Annotated in this window: 28 protein-coding genes; 6 read left to right on the top strand and 22 right to left on the bottom strand. The window is 59.3% G+C overall.

The window, feature by feature from the left end:
• Positions 1–123 precede the first annotated feature (123 nt).
• On the top strand, positions 124–723 hold the full coding sequence (locus QZ522_RS02665; RefSeq protein ID WP_294607156.1) for a hypothetical protein: 600 nt from the start codon (positions 124–126) through the stop codon (positions 721–723).
• An 89-nt stretch (positions 724–812) separates the two neighbouring features.
• Here the strand turns inward: QZ522_RS02665 and QZ522_RS02660 are convergent, their stop codons facing one another.
• From QZ522_RS02660 to QZ522_RS02630, 7 genes are all read right to left on the bottom strand, one after another.
• A complete protein-coding gene (locus tag QZ522_RS02660; protein ID WP_294607154.1) occupies positions 813–1,871 on the bottom strand; it encodes a type IV secretion system protein in 1,059 nt (352 codons plus the stop codon).
• Positions 1,871–2,275 carry a hypothetical protein gene (locus tag QZ522_RS02655; protein WP_294607152.1) on the bottom strand — a complete coding sequence of 135 codons (405 nt, stop codon included), beginning with the start codon at positions 2,273–2,275 and terminating at the stop codon, positions 1,871–1,873. Before QZ522_RS02655 ends, QZ522_RS02660 begins: the two co-directional genes overlap by 1 nt.
• Before the next feature lie 192 nt (positions 2,276–2,467).
• A complete protein-coding gene (locus QZ522_RS02650) occupies positions 2,468–4,012 on the bottom strand; it encodes a relaxase/mobilization nuclease domain-containing protein (protein WP_294607150.1) in 1,545 nt (514 codons plus the stop codon).
• The gene (gene mobC / locus QZ522_RS02645) at positions 4,006–4,335 is read right to left on the bottom strand and encodes a plasmid mobilization relaxosome protein MobC (RefSeq protein WP_294607148.1); all 330 of its coding nucleotides are present in this window, start codon (positions 4,333–4,335) and stop codon (positions 4,006–4,008) included. The genes QZ522_RS02650 and mobC overlap by 7 nt, the downstream gene beginning before the upstream one ends.
• Before the next feature lie 130 nt (positions 4,336–4,465).
• Positions 4,466–5,248: a helix-turn-helix domain-containing protein gene (locus QZ522_RS02640; protein WP_294607146.1), complete on the bottom strand. Its 783-nt coding sequence runs from the start codon at positions 5,246–5,248 to the stop codon at positions 4,466–4,468.
• Positions 5,241–5,567, bottom strand: coding sequence for a hypothetical protein (locus QZ522_RS02635; protein WP_294607144.1), 327 nt, complete (start codon positions 5,565–5,567; stop codon positions 5,241–5,243). The genes QZ522_RS02640 and QZ522_RS02635 overlap by 8 nt, the downstream gene beginning before the upstream one ends.
• Before the next feature lie 173 nt (positions 5,568–5,740).
• On the bottom strand, positions 5,741–7,171 hold the full coding sequence (locus QZ522_RS02630; RefSeq protein ID WP_294607141.1) for an NCS1 family nucleobase:cation symporter-1: 1,431 nt from the start codon (positions 7,169–7,171) through the stop codon (positions 5,741–5,743).
• 205 nt (positions 7,172–7,376) lie between these two features.
• Between QZ522_RS02630 and QZ522_RS02625 the strand changes: the two genes are divergently transcribed.
• Complete coding sequence (locus QZ522_RS02625) at positions 7,377–8,051, top strand: GntR family transcriptional regulator (protein WP_294607139.1); 675 nt, start codon at positions 7,377–7,379, stop codon at positions 8,049–8,051.
• A gap of 102 nt (positions 8,052–8,153) precedes the next feature.
• Here QZ522_RS02625 and QZ522_RS02620 read toward each other — a convergent pair whose 3' ends face one another.
• From QZ522_RS02620 to QZ522_RS02610, 3 genes are all read right to left on the bottom strand, one after another.
• A complete protein-coding gene (locus QZ522_RS02620; protein WP_294607137.1) occupies positions 8,154–8,627 on the bottom strand; it encodes a DUF411 domain-containing protein in 474 nt (157 codons plus the stop codon).
• Positions 8,628–8,770: 143 nt separating this feature from the next.
• Positions 8,771–9,745 (bottom strand): quinone oxidoreductase, encoded by a 975-nt coding sequence (locus QZ522_RS02615; protein ID WP_294607135.1) that lies wholly within the window; start codon positions 9,743–9,745, stop codon positions 8,771–8,773.
• A gap of 169 nt (positions 9,746–9,914) precedes the next feature.
• The gene (locus QZ522_RS02610) at positions 9,915–10,253 is read right to left on the bottom strand and encodes an excinuclease ABC subunit A (RefSeq protein WP_294607133.1); all 339 of its coding nucleotides are present in this window, start codon (positions 10,251–10,253) and stop codon (positions 9,915–9,917) included.
• 499 nt (positions 10,254–10,752) lie between these two features.
• Between QZ522_RS02610 and QZ522_RS02605 the strand changes: the two genes are divergently transcribed.
• Both QZ522_RS02605 and tig read left to right on the top strand, forming a co-directional pair.
• Entirely contained in the window at positions 10,753–11,712 is a 960-nt protein-coding gene (locus tag QZ522_RS02605) for a DUF808 domain-containing protein (protein ID WP_294607131.1), read from the top strand.
• A gap of 280 nt (positions 11,713–11,992) precedes the next feature.
• Positions 11,993–13,324 (top strand): trigger factor, encoded by a 1,332-nt coding sequence (gene tig, locus QZ522_RS02600; protein ID WP_294607129.1) that lies wholly within the window; start codon positions 11,993–11,995, stop codon positions 13,322–13,324.
• A gap of 132 nt (positions 13,325–13,456) precedes the next feature.
• Here the strand turns inward: tig and QZ522_RS02595 are convergent, their stop codons facing one another.
• The 5 genes from QZ522_RS02595 to rpsF all read right to left on the bottom strand — a co-directional run bounded on the left by QZ522_RS02595 (position 13,457) and on the right by rpsF (position 16,744).
• Positions 13,457–14,254 carry an acyl-homoserine-lactone synthase gene (locus tag QZ522_RS02595; RefSeq protein WP_294607127.1) on the bottom strand — a complete coding sequence of 266 codons (798 nt, stop codon included), beginning with the start codon at positions 14,252–14,254 and terminating at the stop codon, positions 13,457–13,459.
• 160 nt (positions 14,255–14,414) lie between these two features.
• Entirely contained in the window at positions 14,415–15,128 is a 714-nt protein-coding gene (locus QZ522_RS02590; RefSeq protein WP_363319817.1) for a LuxR family transcriptional regulator, read from the bottom strand.
• Between the two features lie 372 nt (positions 15,129–15,500).
• Positions 15,501–16,121 (bottom strand): 50S ribosomal protein L9, encoded by a 621-nt coding sequence (gene rplI / locus QZ522_RS02585; protein ID WP_294607124.1) that lies wholly within the window; start codon positions 16,119–16,121, stop codon positions 15,501–15,503.
• Positions 16,122–16,133: 12 nt separating this feature from the next.
• Positions 16,134–16,361 (bottom strand): 30S ribosomal protein S18, encoded by a 228-nt coding sequence (gene rpsR / locus QZ522_RS02580; RefSeq protein WP_039002053.1) that lies wholly within the window; start codon positions 16,359–16,361, stop codon positions 16,134–16,136.
• A 29-nt stretch (positions 16,362–16,390) separates the two neighbouring features.
• Positions 16,391–16,744 (bottom strand): 30S ribosomal protein S6, encoded by a 354-nt coding sequence (rpsF, locus tag QZ522_RS02575; protein ID WP_294607119.1) that lies wholly within the window; start codon positions 16,742–16,744, stop codon positions 16,391–16,393.
• Between the two features lie 232 nt (positions 16,745–16,976).
• Between rpsF and QZ522_RS02570 the strand changes: the two genes are divergently transcribed.
• Positions 16,977–17,486: a hypothetical protein gene (locus tag QZ522_RS02570; protein WP_294607117.1), complete on the top strand. Its 510-nt coding sequence runs from the start codon at positions 16,977–16,979 to the stop codon at positions 17,484–17,486.
• 128 nt (positions 17,487–17,614) lie between these two features.
• Positions 17,615–18,190, top strand: a complete 576-nt coding sequence (locus QZ522_RS02565) for a YceI family protein (protein WP_294607115.1) — start codon at positions 17,615–17,617, stop codon at positions 18,188–18,190.
• Between the two features lie 83 nt (positions 18,191–18,273).
• Here QZ522_RS02565 and QZ522_RS02560 read toward each other — a convergent pair whose 3' ends face one another.
• The 7 genes from QZ522_RS02560 to QZ522_RS02530 all read right to left on the bottom strand — a co-directional run bounded on the left by QZ522_RS02560 (position 18,274) and on the right by QZ522_RS02530 (position 26,226).
• Positions 18,274–19,485, bottom strand: a complete 1,212-nt coding sequence (locus QZ522_RS02560; RefSeq protein WP_294607114.1) for an aminotransferase class I/II-fold pyridoxal phosphate-dependent enzyme — start codon at positions 19,483–19,485, stop codon at positions 18,274–18,276.
• 133 nt (positions 19,486–19,618) lie between these two features.
• Positions 19,619–20,923 carry an FAD-binding oxidoreductase gene (locus tag QZ522_RS02555; RefSeq protein ID WP_294607113.1) on the bottom strand — a complete coding sequence of 435 codons (1,305 nt, stop codon included), beginning with the start codon at positions 20,921–20,923 and terminating at the stop codon, positions 19,619–19,621.
• Positions 20,924–20,960: 37 nt separating this feature from the next.
• Positions 20,961–22,328: a glutamine synthetase family protein gene (locus QZ522_RS02550; RefSeq protein WP_294607111.1), complete on the bottom strand. Its 1,368-nt coding sequence runs from the start codon at positions 22,326–22,328 to the stop codon at positions 20,961–20,963.
• Position 22,329: 1 nt separating this feature from the next.
• On the bottom strand, positions 22,330–23,007 hold the full coding sequence (locus QZ522_RS02545) for a type 1 glutamine amidotransferase (protein ID WP_294607109.1): 678 nt from the start codon (positions 23,005–23,007) through the stop codon (positions 22,330–22,332).
• Between the two features lie 84 nt (positions 23,008–23,091).
• Positions 23,092–24,408, bottom strand: a complete 1,317-nt coding sequence (locus QZ522_RS02540) for a glutamine synthetase family protein (protein WP_294607107.1) — start codon at positions 24,406–24,408, stop codon at positions 23,092–23,094.
• Positions 24,409–24,518: 110 nt separating this feature from the next.
• Positions 24,519–25,211, bottom strand: coding sequence for a M48 family metalloprotease (locus tag QZ522_RS02535; protein WP_294607105.1), 693 nt, complete (start codon positions 25,209–25,211; stop codon positions 24,519–24,521).
• 61 nt (positions 25,212–25,272) lie between these two features.
• A complete protein-coding gene (locus QZ522_RS02530; RefSeq protein ID WP_294607103.1) occupies positions 25,273–26,226 on the bottom strand; it encodes a radical SAM protein in 954 nt (317 codons plus the stop codon).
• Positions 26,227–26,319: the final 93 nt, after the last annotated feature.

Raw genomic sequence — 26,319 nt, 5'->3', positions numbered from 1 at the left:
AGCGTGAATCGTAAAGCTTCAAGACGAAGCTGCCCTTTCCTGAAAGCACCTTTCATCAAATAGTTCTTTATTTGTTCCCACCCAAGCCTTAGAGTTTTGGACAGGGCCAAACAGGAAAGCACGATGAAGATTAGGGTTAGCCAGTTCGTCGATTTCGCGTATGGCGACAAGCGCAAAGACAAGGCGAAAGTCAGAAGCATAATTGACGAGCTCGATTTGCCATATGATCCGGCCAAGGATCGCTACAAGCAGTTTCGGGAAGCTTTGATATCTTTCGAAGATCAAAAAATTTCGACTACTGAGTTTCTATCACTGCATTCCAACGTTTCCGCAAATAAGTCTGCCGGATACAAGGTTTTGTGCCAAAACTATCTGGATTTGAAAGAGGATCACGCGCTCATTTGGCAGGGCCGCAGCCCTATCGAAGCGGAGATTGCTGGCCTACACATCGCAACGGCCTGGTACTTACGTACAGAAGCAAACAATCAGAGACGCATCATTTTCCTACATTTTGGAAAAGAACAGCTGCCACGGAAGAAGGAGCGAGGCCTGCTAACTATACTACGGTTGGCTAAACCGGATTCGGCAGGAGTCGGCATTCTGAACATCCAGCCGGGCACACTGATAACTGCAACACGGCTGGATCAGAGCGAGGCCGACTACCTGCGTAAGCGCGCTGAAAAATTCATAGCTCTCGCTAAGGACATTAAGGCAGGCGGCTAGCGGGATTGAACGCCGCTGAAATGCTCACAGCCCTGCGGCGGCAAAGGAAACAAATCTTTGCCGCAACCCGGTTGTCAGACGTCGAACCATCATCGTTTCTTCTTCTCGTCCGCACTCAGGCGTTCCGCGCGGTCCATCATGCGTTGCATCTTGGCACCCGTGCCGGTCGAAGGGCGGGGATCTGTTGCGGATCTAGGTGAACGGGCTGCGTCCGACCCCGCATTCAACCTTCCACTCATGTCGCTGGTCGTGTTCGTGGGGGACTGGTTCCTTTGCTGTGGCCGCTGCGGCTGCGTCATCTTGCGGATGCTTGCCCCCACGGCCGAGGCCGCCCATCCCGAATTGATATCGCCTGTCAAAGTCCGCACGATCACGGGAATGGCAAGGACCATGCCAAGGGACACCAGGACGACCGCGAGGAAGGGCAAGGCAGCGCCGATACTGCCGAGGTTATCGGCGCTGCCGACCCGGCTCTGGAGCACGCTGAAAAGCCCGAAGATGACAGACATCGTTCCAGCGATCACCACGGGGTAGAACGACCAGCTGATGATTGCTGCCAGCCAACGCTGGAAATAGTCCTGTGTCGCGCGGAACATCGACATGGCGATCATCACCGGCGCAAGGCCGATGAGGAAGGCCACCATCGCCTTCGCCAACACCAGGATAACGCCCGCAGCACCGCCGACCAGCGCCAGCAAGGCAGTGAAGAAGACGCTCAGCAATGCCCCTGCCATCCATGGCAAGCTATCCCCGATGGAGTTGGCATGATCGGCCAGATCATCGAGTACTTGATCGAACCGCCCTGCGAAATAGGCCGCTCCGGCGCCAGTCTCTCCCGTGATCGAGCCGAGGATCGTGCCTGCGAGATTGTCGAGGCCATCGGTGATAAAATTGCTGACCAAGTTGAAATTCACCCAGTTGAAAGCGAAGGCATTGATCAGGCCGATCTTGAACACGAGCGGGATAAGATCGTTCATATCCATAGGCTTGAACTGATAGGCCATGTTGATGAACAGGAAGATGATGGCCAGCGTGGCGGCCAGCATCACCGCACTCCCCATTCCCGACGTGATCGCCGCGAACTGGGATTCCGCGACGGTTTCCAGGCCCTCGTCCGCTGCTTCCACGAGAAATGTCACGATACCCATTATTCCGCCTCCTCACACAGATCGCGCACGGTATTCCGAAGCCCTGAGATCACCGGGAAATAGGCCGCATCCGCCCAGTCGTCGTAGGTGGAAGACGGTCCGTCTGCGAAGCCGAGGTTCTGGTACTCGTCCTCAATGATCGACCAATCAGGCTGAAGCACCGCGCAATCGCAGCGGCCTGTGTCCAGCACCTGCTGGTAGCGGCGCAGACTGTAGAGCTTGTCGGCCGCGACGGAGCGCCAACTATCGCGGAAGGAGGAAAAGGTCAGGTGGTCCGGTCGCGGCCGGATCGCGCAGCCGTAGCGGTCCATCTCAGCGGGTTGAATGGAAGTGTTCAACTCGACCTGATCCGCCATCGCCGGAGCGGCGGTCAAGGTGAGAAACAAGATAGCTCGATAAATCATACGGTTACTCCTGTCGCTTGTTCGATGTTCAGTGTTGCTTGTTCGGTGTCGCGTGTTGCCTGTTGCTTGTCCGGTGTCGCCTGTTGCGTGTTGACTGTCCGGTGTTGAGTGGCCAGGGTCGCGTGTCGCGTGTCGCGTGTCGCGTGTCGCGTGTTCATTGTTGCGTGTCCGGCAGGGGGGCGGATGCGCCGATCAATGGCGTAGGCCATGAACGTCCTCCCCGATCTCGTCGGTCACCGCGTCCCGAGGCGCTTCTGCGCCTCCAGCGCGAGCGACAGGCTGTCCTTCAGCTTCGAAGGTGCCTGCCCGGTGTTGGGGCCACCCTGCATCCAGCCGTTCAAGAACTCGACCAACGAGAGCTGTGATTTCAGCAACGCGATCATGGAGCCGCGCAACCCATCCAGTTCCGTCCGCCTGTCCTGCCCGGAGGCGGTCAATTCCTGCGCGGATGCCTTCGAGGCTTCCGTCAACTGCTCGACGTAGCCCAGCAATTCGCGTTCGAGCGGCGTCAGACCATCCATCGTTCACTCCTTCGGGATCATCAGGCAGTCCACGGGCTCCCCCGCCAGCGAACAGCGGGCCAGCGTCGCCCGGCCGCTGCGCGGGATCAGATAGGTCGCCTCCGGTCGCTCGATCAGCCTGAGTCCCATCGTGTTCAGGTTGGGCATCAGCCAGGTCATCACCGACCAGGTCGAGACCCCGGCGCTGATCATCAGAAAGCAGGCCACCAGCATCGGCCACATCAGCGCCTTCCATTCCGGCCGCGCGGCGTTCGCGCTCTGCCGTAAGAGGTGCTTCCTCACGCGCAGCAGGTAGCCTTCCGTATCGGTCTTGATTGTAGCCAGCGCGCTTTCGGCAATGGTCTGCAAATCGCTCCTGAAGCTCTGCAACTGTGCGTCGATTGAGGCGGCGTTCTCCTCCCTGATCCGCTCCATATCCGCGTTCAGTCTCTCGCTCAGCCGTTGCTTCGGCTCTCCAGTCTTCATGGAAAATCTCTCCTTTCAGGCGAAACCGTTCTTCGGTCTCGGGGTCTTGGACGGTCAGGTAATCCTTGCCCGCACGGGGCACCTCGAAGCCCGCATCGGTGAGGGCGGCGATCATGCCGGTGCGATCCTCGATCAGCCCGACGGAAATCTGGTCGCCGATCCAGGCATGAAGGCCGTCGCGCCCGGAGGCGCGGTCCGGGGTCTCCGACACCGGCTTGACCTCGGCGGCACGCTCCACGTCCATGGGGTCGGCCCAGCTGTGGGTCTTGTTCATCAGGTCGCGCAGGCTGTCGAAGGCGCGTTCATAGCCGGGCGGGGCGATGTTGAGGCTGCGCCTGCTGTGCAGCTCCATGCGCGGCGTGCAGAAATGCAGCTCGACGCGATCCTCGTGGGTGTGGCGCACCCAGAGGCAGGCATAGCGGTCGGCATCGAGGCCAGCGAAAGCGATCTCCTCGAAACGGTCGATCAGCTCCTGCTGCTGGTCCTCGGTCGGGGCGTCCTCGCGGGCGAAGCTGACGACCCCGGCGCGGTAGGTCCACTGGTGCGGGCAGGCGTCGATCAGGTCGATCATGCCCTGGGGATCGCCGCGCACGATCTCTGGCAGAGGCGCACGCGTCACGGTCATCGGTTGGCCCGACGCATCGCGGATAAGGTCGCGGTTGTCGTCATAGGCAAGCACCGTGCGGGCGGTCAGGTAATCGACAGGCCCCGCACCGCCACCCTTGCCGTTGGGGAAGAACTTGATCAGCATCCGGGCGGCCTCCGGTGCTGCGCAAGGATTTCCACCAACCGCCGCTCGATGCCGACCAGCGCCGCCGCCACGCGCAGGGCCTCGATCTCGCTGGCCCGGCCCGCGCGGGTCGCCGTGTTGAGCCACCGCGCGATCTGGTTGAGGTTCCCACCATAGCGGGACACAGCCAGCACGAGCGCTGGATCGACACGGGGCGCGGGCTTGCGCCGCTTCGGAGCAACGCCGGTGGCGAGCTGTCGAAGCATGGCGGACATGGAAAGCCCGCGATCCGCAGCCGCCTGCCGGATCAGCGCCTTTTCCTCGGAGGAGCAGTAGAAGAACACGGCTTGCTGCTTTGCCGAGGGGACCGCGCCCGGCGCGGTCCGGTTGGGGTTCGAAGGGGAGGCTTGCCGCCCCTCGCAAGGCCCCGGTTCGACGGTCGAAGACCTAGAACCGGGTCGCCTTGCTCTTTGCTCAGACTGCATGGCGATGCTCCACGATTTCAGGCACCTTACGGATCAGATCTCGCAGCAACAGGAGCTGGTCCCGCCACTCCGCGCTACCCGCCGGAGCCGGTGTTCGGGCGGGTAGCCAGAAGCCCAGATGGTGCTCGTGTGGTGACAGGGGCAGGCTGCGCTCCAGCGTGGTCATCCCCTCTCTTGCCAGCCTCGCGTTCCAGTCCCGGACAAAGCAGATACCTCTCGGCACAAAGACCAGGTCCTGGTTCGGTCGCGGTCCGCCGGATTGCCCTTCATCGGGCAAATCCGGCGCGGACCCGCGCCCCTGTTCTTTTCTAAGTTCTTGTTCTCTGTTCGGGGGGCGATCCTGTCCCCCTTTGCCGGACAGGTCTGTCCCGCTTTGCGGACAGGATTGTCCCCCTTTGGCACGCGAAAAGGGGACAATCTTGTCCTTATCTCGGCGCCGGTTTTCTTCCTCCCGGCGGCGTTCTGTGGCCCGTTTCAGCGCGGCTTCTGTTGGCCGATAGCGCGAGGAATTGCCCTTGTTGGTGCCGCGTTCAACGGTCAGGTAGCCTGCCGATTCAACCTTGTTCAGCGCCCGCTTGACAGACTTTTCGTGTTTGCCAATGGCCGCGCCAATGGTCTTGAAGGACGGGTAGCTCTCGCCGGTCTCGTGGTCCGCATTCTTGAGCGCCAGGAAGAGCGCCACGCGCAGGGCATTGTCATCCAAGCCATGATCGGTGACCATCTCCAGCAGGTATTGCAGCTTAATCTTGCAAAAGGGCAGAAGTTCAGACATCGGCCCCTCCCGCGATTGCGATCACGCCGGTGGTCTGGTATTCATTGGAAACAGAGACTTTTCTTGAGCCGTTGAGGTGGGTGGCCGCCCCCTCAGCGGTTTTTCTTTGTCTTATTGTCGATTTTGGTTGTTTCGCAGTTTCATGATGCGTTCTCGCTATGTCCTGCGAAATTTTTCTGATAACCTCTTGATTTACTGAAATATTCGCCCAATTTAGGTTCTGGCGCCTTTGGCGTGGGGGTTCGAGTCCCTTCACCCGCACCATATCAATAAAATCAAAGACTTGCGTGTTGTGGTGCAGGTGGGAAACACCCTGCATCCGGATGAAATCTGCTGGTTTGTTGCGACGGCCCTGGCCCGGCTTTCGCCCTAGATGACAGTGCTGCTTTGCAGGCCGGGTGGCATTTCAACCCTGGCGCACCACGCAGGTTGAAAAAATCATGGCCGCCCGGCCAAACCGCAACAAGCGTTAAGGCCGGGCGCGTCGTTGTTTCAGACCCTGTGCGAGCTTTTGCAGCGGGCAAAGTAGATCACGCCGCCCAATACAGCGCCGATGATCCACGCATAGCCCGAAAGCTGACCGAGGAAGGGCACCCATACCGTCGCCACCGAGAACACCGCAGCAATTGCAAAGGCGACAAGCGCGTTGTCATTCCACCCGTTGCGGAAGTGATATGTGCCACTTTCCATGTTGTAGAGATCATCGCGCTTCAACTCCTGTTTGCGCAGGATGTAGTAGTCGACGATCATGATCCCGTAGAGCGGGGCCAGCGTTGCGCCAAGCGTATTGACGAAGCCGCTGATGCCGAACTGACTGATGAAGCTTGTCCACAAGCCGCCGATGATCAAGGCAAACCCCGAGGTGATCAGACCCGCCTTGCGGAAACTGATCGTGGAGGGGGACAGGTTGGCGATGCCATTGACGGCGGGAATGAAGTTCGCAACCAGGTTGATCCCGACCGTGGCGGCAAAGAACGTAATGGCGGCCACGATGCCCAGGATCACGCTATCGGTGCGGCCGACGATTTCGGTCGGGTTAATGATCTTTTCGCCATAGACCACCGCGGCGCCCGCCGTCGTTAGCAGGGCCAGGGCCGAGAACAGGATCATGTTGAACGGCAGCCCGGCAAGATTGCCAAGGACCATCGCGTTCTTGTCTTTTGCATATCTCGAAAAGTCACTGAAGTTGATCATCACAGCCGCAAAATAGGCCACCATGGTGCCGACGATGGCGATAAAGCCGTTGATCTCGGTGCCCCAGGTTCCCTCGGGGTTGGCAAAGATCGTTCGGGCCTGTGACAGAAGTTGGCCGTCGGACTTGCTCCAAAGGACAATCACCAGCCCGATCATCACCGCATAGACGAACGGCCCGGCGATATTCAGGAATGTTTCGACCCAGTCCATGCCGTGCCAGAAGATCCAGATATGGAACGCCCATACGATCAGGAAGGAAATCCAGTCGACCGCATCAAGGCCAAGCATCTCCGTCCCTCCGGTGATCCCGGTCACCGACCGGATCAGCAGGGCAATGGCGGTCGAGGCAAAATAGACCTGAACGCCATACCAAAAGACGGCGACCGTGGCGCGCAACACGGCGGGCAGTTTGGCACCGGACGTTCCTAGGCTGGCGCGGGCGAAAACCGGGTAGGGAATGCCGTAACGCTCGCCCGCGGCACCCGAGAGATTAACCAGAAACATCACGAGCAGCGCTGCGGCGATGAGGGCCAGAAAGGCCGTCCAGCCGCTGACACCGTATGAAATGAACAGCGAGGCCACCAGCGAATAGCCAAAAAGCGACTGAATGTCGTTGGCCCACACGTTGAATATCGCAAACCACCCCCAGGATTTTTCGTCCTTGGTCACAGGGTTCAAGGTGTCGTCACCCCCCTGTATGCTTCCGTTTTCCATGGTCATTTCCTGCATGCTTATACTCCCTGTTGATGGCCTTCGGCCTATTCGTTCAATCATCCGTGTCTGAGTTCAACGTTGACGATTCTTCTGTTATTTCATCTAATATGTTAGCAGGATGCCTCAGCTGTTATGTATGATTGATAATCAAGATGGTCTTTCTGGAAATGCAAGATAAACCCCCCTCGAAACGGCGGTATGATTAATTATGACCAGAGCTATGACGGGGCTAACCCAGGGGCCGGAGAGAGCTGCGGAGCTGCTTGCAGACCAAGCCCATCAGGCGCTTGTTGCGCGCTTGCGCGACGGGTCGCTGAGCAGTGGCATGTTTCTGTCGATTCCAATGCTGGTTCAGCGCCTTAACCGACCAATTTCCGCAGTGCGCGATGCGGTGAAGCGCGCCGAGGCCTGCGGGCTGGTCAAGGTGCTGCCAAAGCGCGGCGTCATGATCATGGAGGCCGGGGCCGAGACGACACGCGAATGTCTGGAATTGCGGGCGGTTTTCGATTGCGAAGGGGCGCGGCGCCTTATCCTGAACAGCGGTGAAATCCCGCTTGCTGCGCTGAAAGAAGAGCATGACATCCTGCTGGAGGATGCGCATACCCGGCTGAGTCCGGATTTGCCGCGCCGCGCCATCGAAACGGATCTCTCCTTGCATGATGCTTTATCGACGGGGCTTGGATCAAAGCTTGCCCTGAGGCTTTATGGTGAGAACCGTAACCGGATCGCGGTGATCCAGAACACACGGCCCTTTCTGGCCGACCGCATCGTGTCGTCGATGGAAGAGCACCTGAGAATTATTGCGGCCCTGCAAGCCCGCGATGCAGAGGCGGCTTTCGTGGCGATACGCGATCATCTTCAGCATACGCTGCGCTGGTGGGGCGTTGGCGCGTAACCGTCTGGTATTTCGGCGGGTCACTAGTGCTGTGATCATCGCATGGAGCGCGAGGCGAGAGCCATAAAGGCTCTCGCGGCCATTCGTGGTGCCGACATTAGGTCAGGCGGCGGAATAACTGGCAAAGACTTCGGTCGAACCGTCGCGACGGATCAGGAACACGTCATAGGCATCCCGTTCGCTTTCAGGCCCCATGCCCGGCGAGCCGTAGGGCATTCCGGGCACCGCGAGCCCCACCGCGTCCGGCCGTTCTTTCAGCAGGCGACGGATATCGGCAGGCGGAACATGGCCTTCGATCATATAGCCCGCGATCTTGCCGGTGTGACAGGAAATCATCTGTTGCGGGATGCCGTTGTCGCTTTTGTAGCGGGCAAGCAATGTGCCCATGCTTGCCTGGACCGTGACATCAAAGCCTTCGGATTGCAGGATTTCGATCCAGCCTTCGCAACATCCGCAATTGGGGTCCTTGAGGACGTGGATCGACGGTGCGGTTTTGGCAATAGCGGGCAGTGCGGATGCGACCGTAACTGCACAGGCACCAAGGATCAGGCTGCGGCGGGTGGGATTTGATCGCATGAGTAGACCTCTTTCATCAGGTTTTCCGGTCGGGGCGATCTATGGTCATACCGTAGATCGCCCGGATTGTAATATGCCGAGATTATCAGGTGCAGAGGGCAGATCCTACGCGGCAGAAGCGCCCAGCATGCCGGATCGCACCCTCACAGTGTTATGACCGTCGACCCTGTTGTCTGTCGGCTTTCGAGTGCGCGATGCGCATCGACGATCCGTTCAAGCGGAAACGTCTGGCCGACCTTGACCTTGATGGCGCCGCTTTCGACCTTGGAGAAAACATGCTTTGCCATGTCCTGACAGCGGGCATGATCGGCCAGAAAGGTGAAAAGTGTGGTGCGCGTCAGCTTGAGCGAGCCCTTGCTTGCCAGGGTGAGAAGACTGACCGGTTCGACCGGCCCGGATGCGTTGCCAAAAGAAATCATCATGCCAAGAGGCTGGATGCAATCGAGCGAGCCGTCGAAGGTGTCCTTGCCGACCCCGTCCATTACGACACTTACGCCCGCGCCACCCGTCAGCTTTTTCACTTCCGGCACAAAATCGTGGTCCCGATAGTTGATGCAATGTGCCGCGCCGTAGTCGAGTGCGAGCTTGCATTTTTCATCCGATCCGGCCGTGCCGATCAGCTCGATGCCCTCGGATTTTGCCCATTGGCATGCCAAAAGTCCGACGCCGCCCGCCGCGGCATGGAACAAGACCTTGTCGCCCGCTTCTAGCGGCCAGACCCTGTGAAAGAGATACTCGACCGTCATGCCCTGAAGCATGATGGCGGCGCCTTCCTCGAAAGAAATGCTGTCGGGCAGCGGACAGACCTGAGCGGCGGGCATGACGCGCGCGTCGCAATAGGCGCCCGGCGGCATGGAGGCATAGGCGGCCCGATCCCCGGGCTTGAGGTGGGTCACCCCTTCACCGACGGCCTCGACGATCCCCGCCGCTTCCATCCCGAGCGCATGCGGCAGCTCAAGCGGGTAAAGACCGGTGCGCTGATAGACGTCAATGAAGTTCAGTCCACAGGCCTTGTGCCGAATCCTGATTTCGCCGGCCCCCGGTTCACCGACCTCGCGATCGACGATCTTCATGTTTTCCGGACCGCCGAATTCTTCGATTATCACGCTGCGTGCCATCTGCTCTTGCTCCCTGTTCAAGAAGAGGTGTTCAAACGGAACTGAACACCCCCGGCCGACTTTGTCCAGATACCAACGATTGGGATATAACCGAACGCCCTGACGCGATCCGGATTGTGACCGTCGGGGCGCCGGTTGCACGAACCTTCATTTGTCTTTCGGGCCGAGTTTAGTCGAGCACCCTGGAAACGGCCTCGATCAGTTCGAGAACTTCACGTGTTTCATTGTCGACGCGGATCAGGCTGTCGCCGACGCGGTAGTAACTTTGTCCATAAGGAAGACGCGGCAAGCCGTGACGCCGCCGGTCATGGTCGCTCAAATAGTCGTCCAGGTAGTATCTGTCGCCGACCCGATAGTTATTCTTGGCCAGGCCAGGAGGAACGCAAGGCGGGTTCTTCTTGGCGAGTCCGGGCGGGCAATGACCGATCTTTGGCTTCTGATCAGCCGAAGCTTGTCCGGCGGGGGACAGGGCCATCAATGCCACCACCATAACGTAAAGATATTTCATCCTGTTCTCCGGTTAGCCTGTTTGACGTGAGTGGACCATGAGCGGCATGCAATTGTTATTCAATATCAATCGGCGAAAACCGCGGGCGAACCCCTTTCAGCAAGCCACCAATCAAGCGGGATCGTTTTCGTGTCGTGCTAAGGCGGGTTTGATTTTGGAGGGGTCGTGGAGATGCCAATCCGCAATACATTTTGGGATGTAAGTTTAAGGACAGTAATGGGTGGCACCTCCGATCTCGACGGTAGCAAACGCCAGTTATCCGATCTACGGACATTTGAGAAAAAGTCTGTCGCAAAACGCGCAACACTTCGACCAGAGCGGGCTGTGAAGGCGACATCGTCTGACAAGGCGGTGCTATTCCGGTTCGTGTGGGGGGCGAGGTCCGCGATAGGCGGCCGAGTGGCTTGAACGCGGCACGAAACTGCGACATCATGGTGGTGCAGTCATTTTACTTGGGGAATGTCGGCTATTTTCACGGCGAACCAAGGCAGAGAATTCAATGAGCGGATTACTGGCCCTTTTTGACGACGTTGCAGCAATTGCCAAGCTGGCGGCGGCGCAACTTGATGATGTCTCGGCGCAGGCCAGCAAGGCCGGGGCGAAAGCCGCAGGCGTGGTCATAGATGATGCGGCGGTGACGCCCAAATATGTGACAGGGCTACCGGCGGCGCGCGAATTGCCGATCGTGTGGAAAATCGCGCGCGCCTCGTTCTTCAACAAACTGGTGATCCTCTTGCCGGTGGCGCTGTTGCTTGATGCCTTTCTGCCGTGGCTATTGACGCCGCTGTTGATGATCGGCGGCGCGTATCTCTGTTTTGAGGGGGCTGAAAAGGTCTGGCACCTGATCATCCCGCATAAGGATCACGGCCCGCAGCAGGCCGAGACGCTTGAGGCGGCGCACCTTGAAACGCAGCGGGTGAAAGGCGCCATCAAGACCGATTTCATCCTGTCGGCAGAGATCATGACAATCTCTCTTGCGCAGATAGATATTGATGCCTTGTGGATACAGGCGACGGCGTTGGCGGCGGTGGCCATCGGGATTACCGCGCTGGTCTATGGGGCTGTGGCCATGCTGGTGAAAGCCGATGATCTGGGTGTTTTTCTTAGCGCGAAGGGACGCTTTTCCGCGACACGGGCGGTGGGGCGCAGAATAGTCAGATCAATGCCTTCCGTGATGGTCGTGATCGCGACGGTGGGCACGGTGGCCATGCTCTGGGTCGGTGGCAGCATCCTCGTGCACGGGCTGCATGATCTGGGGTGGCATCTGCCTTATGAGCAGGTCAAGCAGGCCGCGAAAGTGACATCAGAGGCTGTCGGCTCGGGGCAAGGCTTTGTGACCTGGCTGGTGACCGCCGGGCTGGACGGGATTATCGGGCTGGCCGCCGGGTTCGTGCTGATCCCGATCGTCACCCATGCGGTGGTGCCGGTCACGGGGTGGCTCTTTCCCGAAAAAGCCTGACGCGGCTTTGCGCGAACAGACAGGCTTTGTGTTTCCCTGGCTGGACAGGCCATCAGCGGAAGTTTTCTGCTGGCAAAAACCTGCTATGATAATGCGGATTGCTCACCTGCTGCCCCCTGCTTCAGTCAGACTTCCCTTATCTGTCACCTGCTTTGCGGGGCTCGGGCGGGGCAGGGCAAAGACTCTGCTTGCAAGCCGCGCGCCGCGCACCTAGAACGACCCGTGATTTTGACCGCTGCGGACGCCTCCGCGGCCCGATTGCAATGGATGAGGACGAACAATGCAGGTCACTGAGACCCTGAACGAAGGCCTAAAGCGCAGCTACAAGATGATCCTGTCAGCCCAGGACCTCGACGCCAAGGTGATGGAGAAGCTGAAAGAAGCCCAGCCCGATATCGAGCTGAAAGGCTTTCGCAAAGGCAAGGTGCCGCTGGCCCTGCTGAAAAAGCAATACGGGCAGCGTGTCCTTGGGGAGGCCATGCAAGAGGCCGTCGATGGCGCCATGTCCAAGCATTTTGAGGAAAAAGGCGAACGCCCGGCTTTTGAACCTGATGTCAAGATGACCAATCAGGACTGGAAAGAAGGCGACGACGTCGAAGTCGAGATGAGCTATGAAGCTCTGCCGCCGATCCCGGAAGTTGACCTCAAGGCAATCGAGCTTGAGCGCCTGACCGTCAAACCCAACGACGCGGACGTGGACGAAGCGCTGGCAAACCTGGCCGAAAGCGCGCAGGATTTCAAAGACCGCAAGGCCGGCGTCAAAGCGAAAGACGGCGACCAGGTCGTGATCGACTTTGTTGGCAAGGTCGACGGCGAAGCGTTCGAAGGCGGCAGCGCCGAAGATTACCCGCTGGTTCTTGGTTCCAACAGCTTTATCCCCGGTTTCGAAGACCAGCTGGTCGGCGTGAAGAAGGATGAAGAAAAGGCCGTGACGGTCACCTTCCCCGAGGAATATCAGGCCGAGCATCTGGCCGGTAAAGAGGCGGTGTTCGACTGCACCATCAAAGCCGTGCGCATGCCGGTTGCCGCCGAGGTGAATGACGAGCTGGCCCAGAAATACGGGGCAGAGGATCTTGCCGGTCTCAAGGGCCAGATCAGCGAGCGCCTCGAAGCCGAATACGCCGGCGCCTCGCGCGCTATTCTCAAGCGCAACCTGCTGGATGCGCTGGACGAAAAGTTCAGCTTTGAGCTTCCGCCGACCATGGTCGAATCCGAGGCCAAGCAGATCGCGCATCAGCTCTGGCACGAGGAAAACCCTGACGTTCAGGGCCATGATCATCCCGAAATCGAGGTGAGCGACGAGCACAGCAAACTGGCTGAGCGTCGCGTGCGCCTCGGGCTGGTTCTGGCCGAGCTGGGCCAGAAGGCGAATATCGAAGTGACCGACGCCGAGATGACACAGGCCGTGATGAACCAGGCCCGTCAATATCCGGGCCACGAGCGGGAATTCTTTGAATACGTTCAGAAAAATCCGCAGATGCGTCAGCAGATGCGCGCGCCGATCTTCGAAGACAAGGTCGTCGATTTCGTGATTGAACTGGCTCAGGTGTCCGACAAGGAAATCTCGAAAGAGGACCTGGAAAAAGCCATCGAGGCGATGAACGACGAGTAATCGCTCGGCAGTCGCGATGCTAAAACAAACAAGGGCCGCCCCAGGGAGAAATCGGGGCGGCCCTTTTCGTTCTGTCGCTTCAGGGTGGCATCCGGCCTGTGCCGTCTGACCGGGGCGGCGCTTTTCTGGGGGTTAAGCGCGCATATCCGAGCGGGAACGAACCTTTTCCACGAGCGCCGCCTTGAGGCGCAGTGCGGCATCCTTTTCATGGAGCGTTGACGCGGCCGCGATCTGTTCATTGCAGTAGTCGAGAAGATACGGCGGAAGCATGTCGTCCGTGACCTGCGCAGCAAGCGCTTCGGCAACCTCGTCTTCGTCCGCGAAGATATTGCCGGTGATTTCGCCGAATGCGCGAATGCGCGCAATCCGCTCTTCGGTGATATCGCTGAGCGCGGCAAGAGCCTTGGTCTTGCCCATCTGAACCGTTTTCCCGAGATATCCGTAGGGCGCGTTGTCACAGCGTTTGAGAATGCGATCCATGGCAGGGTCAACGACGCTGATCACGTCCGTCAAGCCGGACTCATAGGCGTATTCCGCAATTCCGGCCATAAGCTCGCAGGCAGTGGAGGACACGCTTCGTGTGCTATCCGGGCGTTTAAGGCGTTCGGTGTCGATGCAAAACCGGGTGTTTTCCCAGACCGTGGCGCTGCGCAACGGCGGTTCACCGCACAGGATGTCCTGAAACACATCGGTCAGCATGTGCGGTCCGGTGGTTTGCAGCATCCGGTTGCACCCGATTACGTTATAAGCGTCGTCAAGGGCGACAAGGTACACGGGGTCAAGGTTGTCAAAGAGATCGAATTCGCGACCGTCGTGGACGGCGACTTCCCACCCCATGCGGTCTCGAAAGACACGGGCGCGCAGTCGGAACATATCGTCGATGACAGATTGGAACCGGTCTCGGTTCAGTGCGTCAATTACAAGTATCATGTTGGGCTTCCCATATGTGAGTGGTGTGGGAAGACGATAACGGTAAGTGATTTTTGGAAATATTAGGGGAATCCCGTAGTACGAGCGTGATCACGAAAACGTAATCAAGTGCTCTATTATACCCTGAGGATCCTTAAGGAGACACAATCCCAGGCATGAATCAACCGGGATGGATCAATCCAAGGCTTACCCCGCGCCCGACGGCCTGTGCGGTACTGATCGTGCAGAGCTTTTCGCGGGTCGATCGCAGGTGAACCTCTACCGTGCGCGAGGATATAGCCAGGATATCGCCTATGTCCTGCTGTGATTTGCCTGCTGCAACCCATTGAAGAATTTCGATTTCCCGGTTCGAAAGCTTTGGGTGGCTGAGAGTTTTCAGGAGGGGGTCCGAGTTCATCACAGTGTCGTGCAGGTGGACCGCGTTATTAAGCAGGCTGCCTATGATATTGCGCCTGAGCTTGGTCCATTCCTCGTCCGTGGCCGAACTACAGGCGCAGAGCAGACCCACTTCACCGAACATCCCGCGGATTGGCACGGTGACGCCCTGAAATGGCAGTTTGAAGTCATTCGCGTCTTTGAACACCCGATCGTAATTCGGATCGCGTTTCAGACGTTTCCAATCAACGGGCGCCACAGAGCGTGAGGCCGAATTCAACGTGGGGTCGACTTCCTGAAGGCGATGCGCGACGTAATGAGACTTCCATTCTTCGGGGTAGGTGGTGAACCCGTGCATTTTTCCGGAGATCGGGTTTGCCGCGAAATAGCTTGCATGCTCAACGCCAAGCGTGTCGCACAGCCTGCTAAGATGTCCGACATAGTCGCGTTGTGGTTCTGGCGTAGTTGCCAGATCTATGAGGTCTATGCGCCTATTCATTTCATCCCGGAATCACGAGGTGATCCATAATCCTCCATTTATTGGCCATGACGCAAGCTGATCCAGCAATGTCTGAACACAGACGCCATCCAAATACAATCATCTTAGGATAGTGACCTGCTATCTTAAGATTAAAAAGGGGGTATTAAGGATTACACATCAAACTTACGGCAAATCCATTCAACGTCTGGTCGGCGGGCGGTGAAATATGGGCAAATTTTTGCGCAAAGCGCGATTCCCAGAGTATTTGATCACAGGGAAAATCCATATTCACATTCTGTTCAGCCTGATTTCGGGCGGCGTTTCTTCAGAGACAAAAAAACCGCGCACCGATGAGGGTGCGCGGTTCAAAGAGCCAACAGGCTCTATGGCTTAGTTTTCGTCGTCGTCCGATGCGGCGCCATGGGCAACATCGGCCAGATCGTCGTCATCCGATGCGGCAGCGCCGATATCCTCAAACAGTTCCGCGATTTCGAAATCAGCGGCTTGCTCGGCTTCTGCGGCGGCATCCTGAATGGATTTGCCCGATGCCTGAAGTTCGGCTTCCTCGGTGGAGCGTGCAACGTTCAACTGGATCGTCGCTTCGACTTCGGGGTGCAGGGTGATGATCACCGCGTGCAGGCCCAGTTCCTTGATCGGGTTGGCCAGGGCGACCTGCTTGCGCTCAACGGTAAAGCCGTTCTCGGTTGCGGCGTCGGCGGCGTCACGGGTGCTGACCGAGCCATAAAGCGCACCGCTGTCAGAGGCCTGGCGAATCACGATGAACTGCTGACCGTTCAGCTTGTCCGCCATGGCTTCGGCTTCTTTGCGGGTCTCGAGGTTTTGCGCCTCAAGCTGCGATTTGCGGTTCTCGAAATCTTCGATGTTCTTGGCCGAAGCCGAGAGCGCCTTGCGCTGCGGAAGAAGATAGTTGCGTGCAAAGCCGGGCTTTACATCGACGACTTCGCCCATCTGACCAAGCTTGGCCACGCGTTCAAGAAGGATCACTTGCATATCAATGTCTCCTTATTTCACGGCATAGGGCAGCAGGGCGAGAAAGCGGGCGCGCTTGATGGCACGGGCCAGTTCACGCTGCTTTTTGGCCGAGACTGCGGTGATGCGGGACGGCACGATCTTGCCACGCTCAGAGATGTAGCGTTGCAGAAGGCGCGTGTCTTTATAGTCAATTTTCGGCGCATCATCACCCGAGAAGGGGCAGACCTTGCGGCGACGGAAAAACGGTTTGGTAGCCATTGGTTATAGTCCTTTCTTCAAGTGATGGGTTAACGGCGCTCGCGGCGTTCGCCACGTTCCTCGCGCTTCTGCATCTGGACCGAGGGGCCCTCGGCGTGCTCGTCGACCTTGATGGTCAGGACGCGCATCACGTCGTCATGCAGGCGCATCAGGCGCTCCATCTCCTGAATGGCTGACGACGGTGCGTCGGTCTTCAGAAAGGCATAGTGGCCCTTGCGGTTCTTGTTGATCTTGTAGGCCATCGTCTTGACGCCCCAATACTCGCTTTCCACGAGTGTGCCGCCATTGTCGGTCAGCACGGTGCCAAAATGTTCGACGAGGCTCTCGGCTTGCGCGTTGGACAGGTCCTGGCGCGCGATCATTACATGCTCATACAGCGGCATGTGTTCTCCATTTCTATCAAGGCGCATTTCATAGGAGGGGCAAGACCCTTTCGCGGCCCATCCACGAGAGACTGCGCGGTGCATAACGATTGCGAAAGGTTGGGCGCGTATACGATGGATGCGGGCTGCGCGCAAGCCGGTTTGACCAGGACGAAGGATTGCCTCGGGGCTGCCCCATTTAAGGCGCTTTTTGTGTCCAGTTTACGGATGTTCGAGTGGAAAGGAAAAGACAATGGTTGCCTTGCCGGATTTGCCGCGTGACTTTGACCAAGCGCCGCACAGCTTTCACGATGTCTCTGAGGTTCCAGAGAAGGAGACCAGGAAAAGCGACCTGCGCCGGGCCCTGAAGGGGTTTTTCGGGAGTGTGCTCATCCTGTCGTCGGCTGGTGTCTGGCTTGTCACGAGTGGCGGCACCGACGGGGCCATGATGCTTATCAAGCTGGTTTTTTCGCTGTCCCTGTTCTGTGCCGGAGCGATGTGCTTTTCGACGCTGGAGGGCGAAGACACGGGCCCCGAGGTGCAGGTCGACGCAAAATACCGTCAATTGCGCGTGGTTGAGACCGGCGCGGACGGGCAGACGACGCGGGTTCAGGTGTATGATCTTGATGATCTATCCGAACTGTCGCTGCGAGACCGGGTGCTGACGGCACGTGACAAGGTGGGCCGTCAGGTCGTCGCTTTGCCGGTGAGCGACCGCGTTACAGAACGTAAGCTGCGCCGTGCGCTGAGTTTTGTCTCCTGAATTTCCGAAGTTGGCCAATGTTCGCCAATCCACAGCCTCTGTTTGAAACTACGCAGTTGTGATTTGGGGTGCCCCGGGCGAGATGTGTAAGCATGACTTGTACAACTGTTCGCCTGGAGGCCTTAAATATGAAAAAGACTTTGATCGCTGCGGCCCTTGCCGTGACCGCAACAGGCGCCCTTGCCGCGCCGCAGGAATATTCGCTCGACCCGGGCCACAGCCAGGTGGTGTTTTCCTATAATCACCTCGGATTTTCCACCACCCACGGCATGTTTTCCGGCTTTGAAGGCGAGATCGTGTTCGACGCCGAAGACCCGGCATCCTCTTCGGTCACAGTCTCGATGCCCTTGATGAGCATGATGACCGGCTGGGAAAAGCGGTTTGAGCATTTCATGTCCGAAGATTTCTTCGGTGCGGCAGAGGGGGATATGATCACCTTTACCTCGACCGGAATCGAGGTGACGGGCGACAATACTGCGAAAATCACCGGTGATCTGTCGATGAACGGGGTTACGAAATCGGTCACCCTTGATACCAGCTTGAACCAAGCCCTTGAGGCACACCCTATGAGCGGGACACCCTGGATTGGGCTTGACGCCACCACGACCCTGCTGCGCTCGGATTTCGGCGTTGATAAATTCGCGCCCTATGTCAGCGACGAAATCGACGTCAAGATTTCGATCGAGGCCGGCCAGGACGAATAAGCCGACCCGTTTCAGGGGAACCTATGTAAAAGGCCGCCTGCGGGGATGCAGGCGGCCTTTTTGATTGGGCGGGATTGTCCCGCTCAGGTGCCATAGGCGCGGGCAGTGCCCATCACATCCTCAGCGGCACCGACAAGGGCATCGGCGATGATATCAAGCTCGGCGCGGCCAAGACGCGCGGGCAGGCGGGTATCGCAAGCTCGCATGAGCATGCTGCGGGTTTTCGGAAGATCCGGCGTAGCACCGGGAAGGAACTGCCAGTTCCAGAAGGCGCGGGCGTTGTCGACGTTTTGCCCAAAGACCTGCACCTTGACACCGCGTGCGGCGGCGGCGGCGGCATAGGCGCGGGTGTCGTCGTCGCTTAGTCCGACCAGATTGAACTGGATCGAATCCGGCGCGCGCTGTTCGGGGGAAAGCTTTTCGGGAACGTTCAGCCATGGCGACAGGTTCAGCCGTGCGGCGACATAATCGTGATTGCTGCGCCCCTGGCTTACCCGGCGCGCCAACTCTGGAAGCTGGGGGCGAATGATTGCCGCGGAGAGATTGTTAAGTCGCAGATTATAAAGCGGAAACTTGTTTTGTGCGCGGGCAAATGCCGCCTCAAGCGCAGGGTCGGGCGCGCCGATATGCTTGGCCCAGTTATGTTCGTAGGCGCCCGACATGATAACCGCCCGTGCGATCAGGTCGGCGTCATCGGTGATCATGATGCCGCCTTCACCGGCGTTGACCATCTTGTAGGATTGAAAGCTGAAACAGCCCACGCGCCCAAGCGTTCCGATATTGCGCCCATTCCATGTGGTGCCAAGCGAGTGCGCCGCATCCTCAACGACCGGAATGTTGCGCGCCGCGCAGAGCGCCAGGATCGCATCCATATCCGATGTATGGCCGCGCATGTGGCTGATGATCACGGCCTTGATGTCACCGGTGAGGCGCGCCTCGAAGTCTTTGATATCAATGCGGTAATTTTCACCCACTTCGCAAAGCACCGGGACGCAATCGGCATGCACGACCGACGAGGGCACGGCGGCAAAGGTAAAGGCGGGGATCAGGACCCGCGCATCGCGCGGCAGACCGAGCGCCTTGAGCGACAGGAACAGCGCCGCGGAACATGAAGACACAGCCAAAGCATATTTCGATCCGAGCAGGGTGGCAAACTCGCGCTCAAGCAGGGTCACGGGCGCGTTTTCCGGTGCCGTATAGCGAAACAGATCGCCCGATTGCAGCATGCGGTCCACCTCGGCGCGGGCGGCCTCGGGGATTGGTTCGGCGTCATAGACATTCGGGGCAAGGGTCATATCTTCGGCTTTCCTGAAGTTAGGCTTCGGCTTTTATGAATGTATAGCGCAAGACGGTAACAAAAACCTAAAGAAAACCCCGCCGCAACGGGGGCTGCGCGGCAGGTGTTGCTTTTTCGCAAATGGTCAGGGGTTAAACGCCCAGACGATCCCGCAAGGAATACCATGTCATCGCCAACGCCAGGAGCGGCGAGCGCAGGGCGGTGCCGCCGGGAAAGCTCGGGGTCGGGATGCGGGCCATGGTGTCAAACCCCGCCGCCTGACCGAGGATTGCATCCGCCATAAGCTTGCCGGCATGGGTTGCGCTCCCCACCCCATGCCCGGAATAGCCCGAAGCCGAGAGCATGTTGGGCGCCAGCCGCGCAAGATAGGGCATCCGCTTCATGGTAATTGCCAGCGTTCCGCCCCAGGCGTAATCGATCTCGACATCGCGCAGATGTGGAAAGATTTCCAGCATCGGCTTGCGCACGGTCGCGGCAATATCACGCGGAAACTTGTAGCCATAGCTTTCACCGCCACCAAACAGCAGGCGCTTGTCATGGCTCAGGCGGAAATAATTCACGACGAACTTGGTGTCGGCCACGGCGATATCGCGGGCCAGAACGCGCGCGGCATCGTCGCCAAGCGGTCGGGTGGCGGCGATGAAATTGTTGATCGGCATGACCCGCGCCGCCACCTTGCGATCCAGGCCGCCAAGATAGCCATTACAGGCGAGGACCACGTGATCGGCCTCTATATGGCCCGCGTCCGTGGCAACCTTGGCGCGCGCGCCCCGCGTAATGTGATGTACCGCCGATCCCTCGTGAATGCGCACGCCCGCCGTCGCTGCCGCACGGGCAAGGCCAATCGCATAAGATAAGGGGTGCAGGTGCGCCGCGCCCATGTCCAGAACACCGCCCTTGTAGGCGGGCGAGGGACAGATTGCCTGCATCGCCTCATGATCGAGCGCCTCGATCTGATCATAGCCGTATCTTTCGGCAAGATGCGCCGCATAGGCCTGTTCATGCGCCACCTCTCGGGGTGAAAAGCAGGCATGCGCCACGCCGGGCTTGAGATGACAGTCGATCTTGTGCTTCGCCACCAGCGATTTGACCAGATCCTTGGCCTCTTCGGCCAGGGTCCATAGTTTTGCGGCGTCCTCGTGCCCGACCAGCCGCTCAAGCCCGGTCTGCTCCATTCGCTGACCGCTGCCCAACTGTCCGCCATTGCGCCCCGAGGCGCCAAAGCCGACGCGCTGCGCTTCCAAAAGGACCACATCCATCCGCGCCTCGGCCAGATGGAGAGCGGCCGAAAGCCCGGTATACCCGCCGCCGATCACACAGACATCGGCGCGCCCACGGCCCTTCAGCGGGGCAAACGCAGGCAGGGGCGTCGCCGTCGCCGCGTACCAGCTTTGCGGATAGGCACCGCGGCGGTCGTTGGCATAAAGCAGGTTCATGGGCTTCTTCTTGGCTCAAATACTCTCGCGAGTGGCGTCAGACGTTCAGCAACAGATGCTCCCGTTCCCAAGGGCTGATGACCTGAAGGAATTCTTCGTATTCGGTGCGCTTCACGATGCCATAGACCCGTGCAAATTCCGGCCCGAGGATGGCGTGCAGGTCCTTTGCCTCTTCGAACATGTCAAGCGCCGTCCCCATGACGTTGGGAATATCGGATTCGCCGGCATAGGCATCGCCCCTGAACTGCTTGTCGGGGCGTTCTTCGTTGATGATGCCCAAAAGGCCGCAGGCCAGGCTTGCCGCGATACCGAGGTAGGGATTGCAATCCATGCCCGCCATGCGGTTTTCGACCCGTCGGGCCTCGGGGCCGGAAAGCGGCACGCGAATGCCGGTGGTGCGGTTGTCGCGCCCCCAGGCAAGGTTGATCGGCGCGGCGTGATCCTTGACGTAGCGGCGATAGGAATTGACATAGGGCGCCATCACCGCGATGGCCGAGGGCAGGTGGCGCTGCAACCCGCCGATAAAGTGAAAAAACGCATCCGTTTCACCGCCCTGCGGCCCGGCAAAGATGTTGCGCCCGGTCTCGATGTCGAGGATCGAATGGTGGATATGCATGGCGCTGCCGGGTTCGTCCTCGATCGGTTTGGCCATGAAGGTGGCAAAACAATCGTGGCGTAGCGCGGCCTCGCGGATCAGGCGTTTGAAATAGAACACCTCATCGGCAAGCTTGATCGGGTCGCCATGCCGCAGGTTGATTTCAAGCTGTCCGGCGCCGCCTTCCTGGGTGATGCCGTCGATTTCAAAGCCCTGCGCCTCGGCGAAATCATAGATGTCGTCGATCACCGGGCCGAACTCGTCGACGGCGGTCATCGAATAGGCCTGGCGCGCGGCGGCGGGGCGGCCAGAGCGGCCCATCATCGGCTTGATTTCCTGCGCCGGGTCGATGTTGCGCGCCACGAGAAAGAATTCCATCTCGGGGGCGACGACGGGTTTCATGCCACGATCCTTGTACATCTGCACAACCCGGCGCAGCACGTTGCGCGGGGAAAACGGGATCGGGGTGTTGTCGCGGTTATAGGCGTCATGAATCACCTGAAGCGTCCAGTCGGCGGTCCATGGGGCGGCGGTCGCGGTGCTCATGTCCGGCCTGAGGATCATGTCGCGCTCGATAAAGCCGTCGTCGCCCGCTGCCTCGCCCCAGTCGCCGGTGATGGTCTGGAAAAAGATCGAGTCGGGCAGGTGAAAGTAATCCTGCCGTGCGAATTTCGAGGCCGGCACCGCCTTGCCGCGTGCAATCCCCGGCAGGTCGGAAATGATGCACTCGACCTCGTCAAGTCGGCGGCCTTCCAGATAGGCCTGCGCGGCGGCGGGCAGGGAATTGGTCAGTTCGGAGAGATCGGCCATTTCAGGCTCCTCGTTTTAAAAATTTCGCCATGCGCTTGGCAATTTCAGCATTTGCCGTCGGCTGATCCAGCCGCTTGGCCGCGTCTTGCAACAGGGCCTCGGGCACAACGCCGGGGCCGCGGTGGTGGATTAGGCGATCCACCATGGTGGTGGTGAATTCGGGGTGGGGCTGGATCGTATAGATCCGGTCACCATAGACCAGCGCGGCGTTTTCGCAAAACGCGCTTGATCCGACCACGCTTGCGCCCTCGGGCAGGGCGGTCACCTGATCCTGATGCCAGGCATTCAGCGGCAGGCGCATGCCTTCGATCTCGTACTCGGTGACACCGACCGACCAGCCGCCGTCGAACTTCTCAACCGTGCCACCAAGCGCCTGCGCAATGACCTGATGACCAAAACAGACCCCCACAAGCGGGCGGCCATCGGCATATATATCGCGGATCAGCTGTTCCAGCGGCGCGATCCAGGGCAGGTTCTCATAGGCGCCATGTTTCGAGCCGGTGATCAGCCAGCCGTCGGCGGCTTCGGGGCCGGTGGGAAAATCGCCATCGACCACATCATAGGCATCAAACTCAAAGCCATGCCCGGCCAGAAGATCGGCAAACATCACCTCGTAATCCCCCAGCTCGTCGAGCACGATGTCAGGGGCGTGGCCAGTTTTCAGAATTCCGATCTTCATGGGGTCTCTCGTGATTTGATCAAATTTAAACATAGCCGTCGGGGCCGTCCGGGAGGTCCGAACAAAGCCTGGCACGAGGTCAGCCTATACCGTTTCGAGATAGGTCTTCCAGTGGTGTTGCGACGGAATTTCGGCCATGCGCGCAAGCTCCTGCCGCTTGGTCATTACGAGGTTGCGAATAAGTTCGGGCTCGAAGATTTTGGCGATCATCGGGTCGGTCTCGAAAATGTCAATCGCGCTGTCCCAGTCGGGGGCAAGTTGCGGCAGGTCGACCTCATAGGCATTGCCCGTGATCGGCGCGGGCGGTGTCATGCCCTCTTCGATGCCGGTGATCGCGGCGCCAAGGATGGCGGCAAAGCTCAGGTAGGGGTTGATGTCGCCGCCCGCCACGCGGTGCTCGATACGCCGCGCGCTTGGCGGGCCGCCGGGAATGCGGACCGCGACGGTGCGGTTCTCATAGCCCCAGCCGGCCCCGGTGGGCGCATGGGCGCCGGGCACAAGGCGAGTATAGCTATTGGCATTGGGCGCGAAGATCAGGCTTGAGGGCGGCATCGCCGCAAGACAGCCCGCCACCGCCGCCCGCATGATATCGGTGCCTGCCTCGGTGCCATCGTTGAAGACATTGCGCCCTTCACCGTCGAGAACCGAAAAATGCATGTGCATGCCGTTGCCGGTATCATCCTCGAAGGGCTTGGCCATGAAGGTGGCAACAAAGCCATGTTTGCGCGCCAGACCCTTGATCATGGTCTTGAAAAGCCATGTATCATCAGCGGCGCGCAGCGCTGTCTGGTGATGCAGCGTCAATTCGAACTGGCCTATCCCGGCTTCGCTGACGGCGGTTTCGACGGGGATTTCCATCTCGGCGCCGGCGGAATAAAGCGCACTCAGGAATTCGTCAAAGGCGTCCATCTGGCCAAGCGACAGGATGCCGGGGGCCGACATCCGCCGCCCGCTGCGCGGATCGCGCACGGTCTTGAGACCGCGCCCGCTATCGTCGACAAGGGTGAATTCAAGTTCGGTTGCGGCATCGACCGTCCAGCCGCGCGCCGCGAAGCGGGCAAGCACCCGTTCAAGCGCATGACGCGGATCGCCCGCAAAGGGGGTGCCGTCGTCATTGTGCAGCACCATCGGCACAAGTCCCTGGGGCACGTCGAGCCAGGGCAGGGGCACGGCGCCGCGATTGGTGGGCATCAGGCGGCCGTCGATATCGCCCGATTCAAACACCAGCGGCGAATTCTCGATATCGGCGCCGAAGATGTCGACGTTGAGCGACGACAGCGGCATGCGCACGCTGCCGTCCTTTAGTTTGCTGGCATGGCTGGCGGGCAGGCGCTTGCCGCGCATCCGGCCGTTGAGATCACAAGCGGCCACGCGGAAGGTCTGGAACTGTGAGAGGTCCATTTGGGAAACATCCTGAACATGATTTCTCATAACCTAGCCGCTCGGCCCGGATTTTGCCAAGATAATTTGATCAAAAAATTTCGAATGGGTCAAAACCGCCGGGATGCGCCCTATTTAGCGGCATTCTGCCAGCGGGTTTCCAGCTTTTCGATCGCCGCTATCCGCTCGCTTGTCTTGGGATGGCTCAAAAGCCAGGCCGGCATCACGCCACCTGCCCCCTGGGTCAGGGCGTCAAGCTTGGTGAACAGCGACTTTTGCGGCGCCGTTCCGATCCCGGCCTTGGTCAAAAGGGCGGCGGCATAGGCGTCGGCCTCGTATTCATCGCCGCGTGACAGGCGCGCCGCCAAAAGCCGGGTCAGCCCGCTGGCGATCCAGGCGCCGATGCCCGGCAAGACGCGCGACAGAACCATGGCAAGAGCGGTGCGCAGGGCGTTTTGGCCGGAAAAGTCGATCATCCGGCGCCGTGAATGACCAAGCGCCACATGGCCCAGCTCGTGAGCGATCACGCTGGCCATTTCATCGGCAGTGACCTCGCCGGTCTGAAACTTGCGATAAAACCCACGGGTGATGAAGATGCGCCCATCGGGGGCGGCAAGACCGTTGACCGGGTCAATCTCATAGATATGAACCCTCACCCGCGGAATATCGAGCGCGCGCGCCATCCGGTCGGTCATGTTTTTCAACAAGGGATCGGCAAGTTCGGTCGATTGCGCATCCAGCTCTCGCGTGGTGCGCCAGACCGAAAAGCGATACATGATAAAGGCGTAAAGCACCGCCAGCAGGATGGGTGTGAAACGGATCATACCGGATATATGGGGCAGGGTGTGCGCGCTGACAAGCGCGACCAAGCGGCGGCGGCGCGGATCACCCCGAACAGCTTGCCCCGCCCAGAACGCAGAATTTGGCGCAATGGGGATGGTTGAGCGCGACGTCGCGCTCGGCCTCGGCCAATGTCTCGCCCAGCTCGAACTCGGGCGCATAGGGAAGCAGGGTACAGGCCAGAACCGCCGGTTTCTCGGCGCCCTTGCGTTTCACCACCATGCGCGACGAGGCGCACATCGTATCCCTGGGATCCTTGTCGAGGATGCCCCAACAGGCGGTGGTGATCTCGGGCACTTCGGCGGTTTCATCCATTTCCGGGAAAAGCACCGTGGCGGCAGGGTTGTCGGCGTCGATGTCAAAGCCATGTTCGGCGTAAAGGCGGCGATAGCCCTCGCGCGATTGGGCCTCGCTCTCGCCCCAGAGGGTGCGCCCGGCAACGGTCATGCGCAGGCCATTGTCACGCAGCCATTGCATGCCCTCGATGCTGTGCCTGAAGGCGTTCTTGCCACGCTCTTCATCGTGCAGTTCCTGTGACCAGTGATCGAGCGAAATCCGCAGGGTGAGTTTGTCGCGCCAGTTTTGGGCCAGATCAAGCAGGCCCGCGCGCATGCTCTTGCGCATCATCGGGCGCATGGCGTTGGTCAGGATCAGCACCTCGTGACCGGCCTCAAGCGCAGCACGCGCCATGGCGATCATCTCGGGGTTCATGAAGGGCTCGCCGCCGGTAAAGCCGATTTCGGTGATCGGCCAGCCGCGTTCGGAAATCTGTTTCAGGTAATCACGGACTTCCGATTCGGTGATATAGACCAGCGCATCATTGGTGGGAGAACTGAGGATATAGCAGTTGGAGCATTCGATATTGCACAGCGTTCCGGTGTTGAACCACAATGTTTCCGGATGGCTGAGCGCCACGCTGGCACGGGTCTGGCCATCGGCAGTGACATCGGGGTCCTGAAACTTGCCCAGATTGGCCGGGCCCGCAACAACATCTTTCATTCTGCAATCCGCTTTCTGTTTTCTTTTTGTCGCCTATCTTCTGCTAACAGGCAAGTGAAGGCGTCTGACGTCGCTTGACGCCATTGTGAAGAC

This window comes from uncultured Roseovarius sp. (assembly GCF_913054395.1).
GTDB lineage: Bacteria > Pseudomonadota > Alphaproteobacteria > Rhodobacterales > Rhodobacteraceae > Roseovarius.
The sequence above is the reverse complement of the archived record's forward strand: the minus strand, read 5'-3'. Positions and strand labels throughout refer to the sequence as shown.

What these genes read in the sequence shown, in the direction of transcription:
- QZ522_RS02665 (WP_294607156.1), top strand. Translation starts at nt 124, where the DNA reads ATGAAGATTAGGGTTAGCCAGTTCGTCGATTTCGCGTATGGCGACAAG.
- QZ522_RS02640 (WP_294607146.1), bottom strand. Translation starts at nt 5,248, where the DNA reads ATGTCTGAACTTCTGCCCTTTTGCAAGATTAAGCTGCAATACCTGCTG.
- QZ522_RS02555 (WP_294607113.1), bottom strand. Translation starts at nt 20,923, where the DNA reads ATGAACCTGCTTTATGCCAACGACCGCCGCGGTGCCTATCCGCAAAGC.
- QZ522_RS02650 (WP_294607150.1), bottom strand. Translation starts at nt 4,012, where the DNA reads ATGCTGATCAAGTTCTTCCCCAACGGCAAGGGTGGCGGTGCGGGGCCT.
- QZ522_RS02560 (WP_294607114.1), bottom strand. Translation starts at nt 19,485, where the DNA reads ATGACCCTTGCCCCGAATGTCTATGACGCCGAACCAATCCCCGAGGCC.
- QZ522_RS02635 (WP_294607144.1), bottom strand. Translation starts at nt 5,567, where the DNA reads ATGCAGGGTGTTTCCCACCTGCACCACAACACGCAAGTCTTTGATTTT.
- QZ522_RS02550 (WP_294607111.1), bottom strand. Translation starts at nt 22,328, where the DNA reads ATGGCCGATCTCTCCGAACTGACCAATTCCCTGCCCGCCGCCGCGCAG.
- QZ522_RS02595 (WP_294607127.1), bottom strand. Translation starts at nt 14,254, where the DNA reads ATGATACTTGTAATTGACGCACTGAACCGAGACCGGTTCCAATCTGTC.
- QZ522_RS02660 (WP_294607154.1), bottom strand. Translation starts at nt 1,871, where the DNA reads ATGGGTATCGTGACATTTCTCGTGGAAGCAGCGGACGAGGGCCTGGAA.
- QZ522_RS02530 (WP_294607103.1), bottom strand. Translation starts at nt 26,226, where the DNA reads ATGAAAGATGTTGTTGCGGGCCCGGCCAATCTGGGCAAGTTTCAGGAC.
- rpsF (WP_294607119.1), bottom strand. Translation starts at nt 16,744, where the DNA reads ATGCCGCTGTATGAGCATGTAATGATCGCGCGCCAGGACCTGTCCAAC.
- QZ522_RS02610 (WP_294607133.1), bottom strand. Translation starts at nt 10,253, where the DNA reads ATGAAATATCTTTACGTTATGGTGGTGGCATTGATGGCCCTGTCCCCC.
- QZ522_RS02540 (WP_294607107.1), bottom strand. Translation starts at nt 24,408, where the DNA reads ATGGACCTCTCACAGTTCCAGACCTTCCGCGTGGCCGCTTGTGATCTC.
- QZ522_RS02625 (WP_294607139.1), top strand. Translation starts at nt 7,377, where the DNA reads ATGACGGGGCTAACCCAGGGGCCGGAGAGAGCTGCGGAGCTGCTTGCA.
- QZ522_RS02535 (WP_294607105.1), bottom strand. Translation starts at nt 25,211, where the DNA reads ATGATCCGTTTCACACCCATCCTGCTGGCGGTGCTTTACGCCTTTATC.
- QZ522_RS02590 (WP_363319817.1), bottom strand. Translation starts at nt 15,128, where the DNA reads ATGAATAGGCGCATAGACCTCATAGATCTGGCAACTACGCCAGAACCA.
- QZ522_RS02630 (WP_294607141.1), bottom strand. Translation starts at nt 7,171, where the DNA reads ATGCAGGAAATGACCATGGAAAACGGAAGCATACAGGGGGGTGACGAC.
- QZ522_RS02655 (WP_294607152.1), bottom strand. Translation starts at nt 2,275, where the DNA reads ATGATTTATCGAGCTATCTTGTTTCTCACCTTGACCGCCGCTCCGGCG.
- QZ522_RS02565 (WP_294607115.1), top strand. Translation starts at nt 17,615, where the DNA reads ATGAAAAAGACTTTGATCGCTGCGGCCCTTGCCGTGACCGCAACAGGC.
- rplI (WP_294607124.1), bottom strand. Translation starts at nt 16,121, where the DNA reads ATGCAAGTGATCCTTCTTGAACGCGTGGCCAAGCTTGGTCAGATGGGC.
- rpsR (WP_039002053.1), bottom strand. Translation starts at nt 16,361, where the DNA reads ATGGCTACCAAACCGTTTTTCCGTCGCCGCAAGGTCTGCCCCTTCTCG.
- QZ522_RS02620 (WP_294607137.1), bottom strand. Translation starts at nt 8,627, where the DNA reads ATGCGATCAAATCCCACCCGCCGCAGCCTGATCCTTGGTGCCTGTGCA.
- QZ522_RS02570 (WP_294607117.1), top strand. Translation starts at nt 16,977, where the DNA reads ATGGTTGCCTTGCCGGATTTGCCGCGTGACTTTGACCAAGCGCCGCAC.
- QZ522_RS02615 (WP_294607135.1), bottom strand. Translation starts at nt 9,745, where the DNA reads ATGGCACGCAGCGTGATAATCGAAGAATTCGGCGGTCCGGAAAACATG.
- tig (WP_294607129.1), top strand. Translation starts at nt 11,993, where the DNA reads ATGCAGGTCACTGAGACCCTGAACGAAGGCCTAAAGCGCAGCTACAAG.
- QZ522_RS02605 (WP_294607131.1), top strand. Translation starts at nt 10,753, where the DNA reads ATGAGCGGATTACTGGCCCTTTTTGACGACGTTGCAGCAATTGCCAAG.
- QZ522_RS02545 (WP_294607109.1), bottom strand. Translation starts at nt 23,007, where the DNA reads ATGAAGATCGGAATTCTGAAAACTGGCCACGCCCCTGACATCGTGCTC.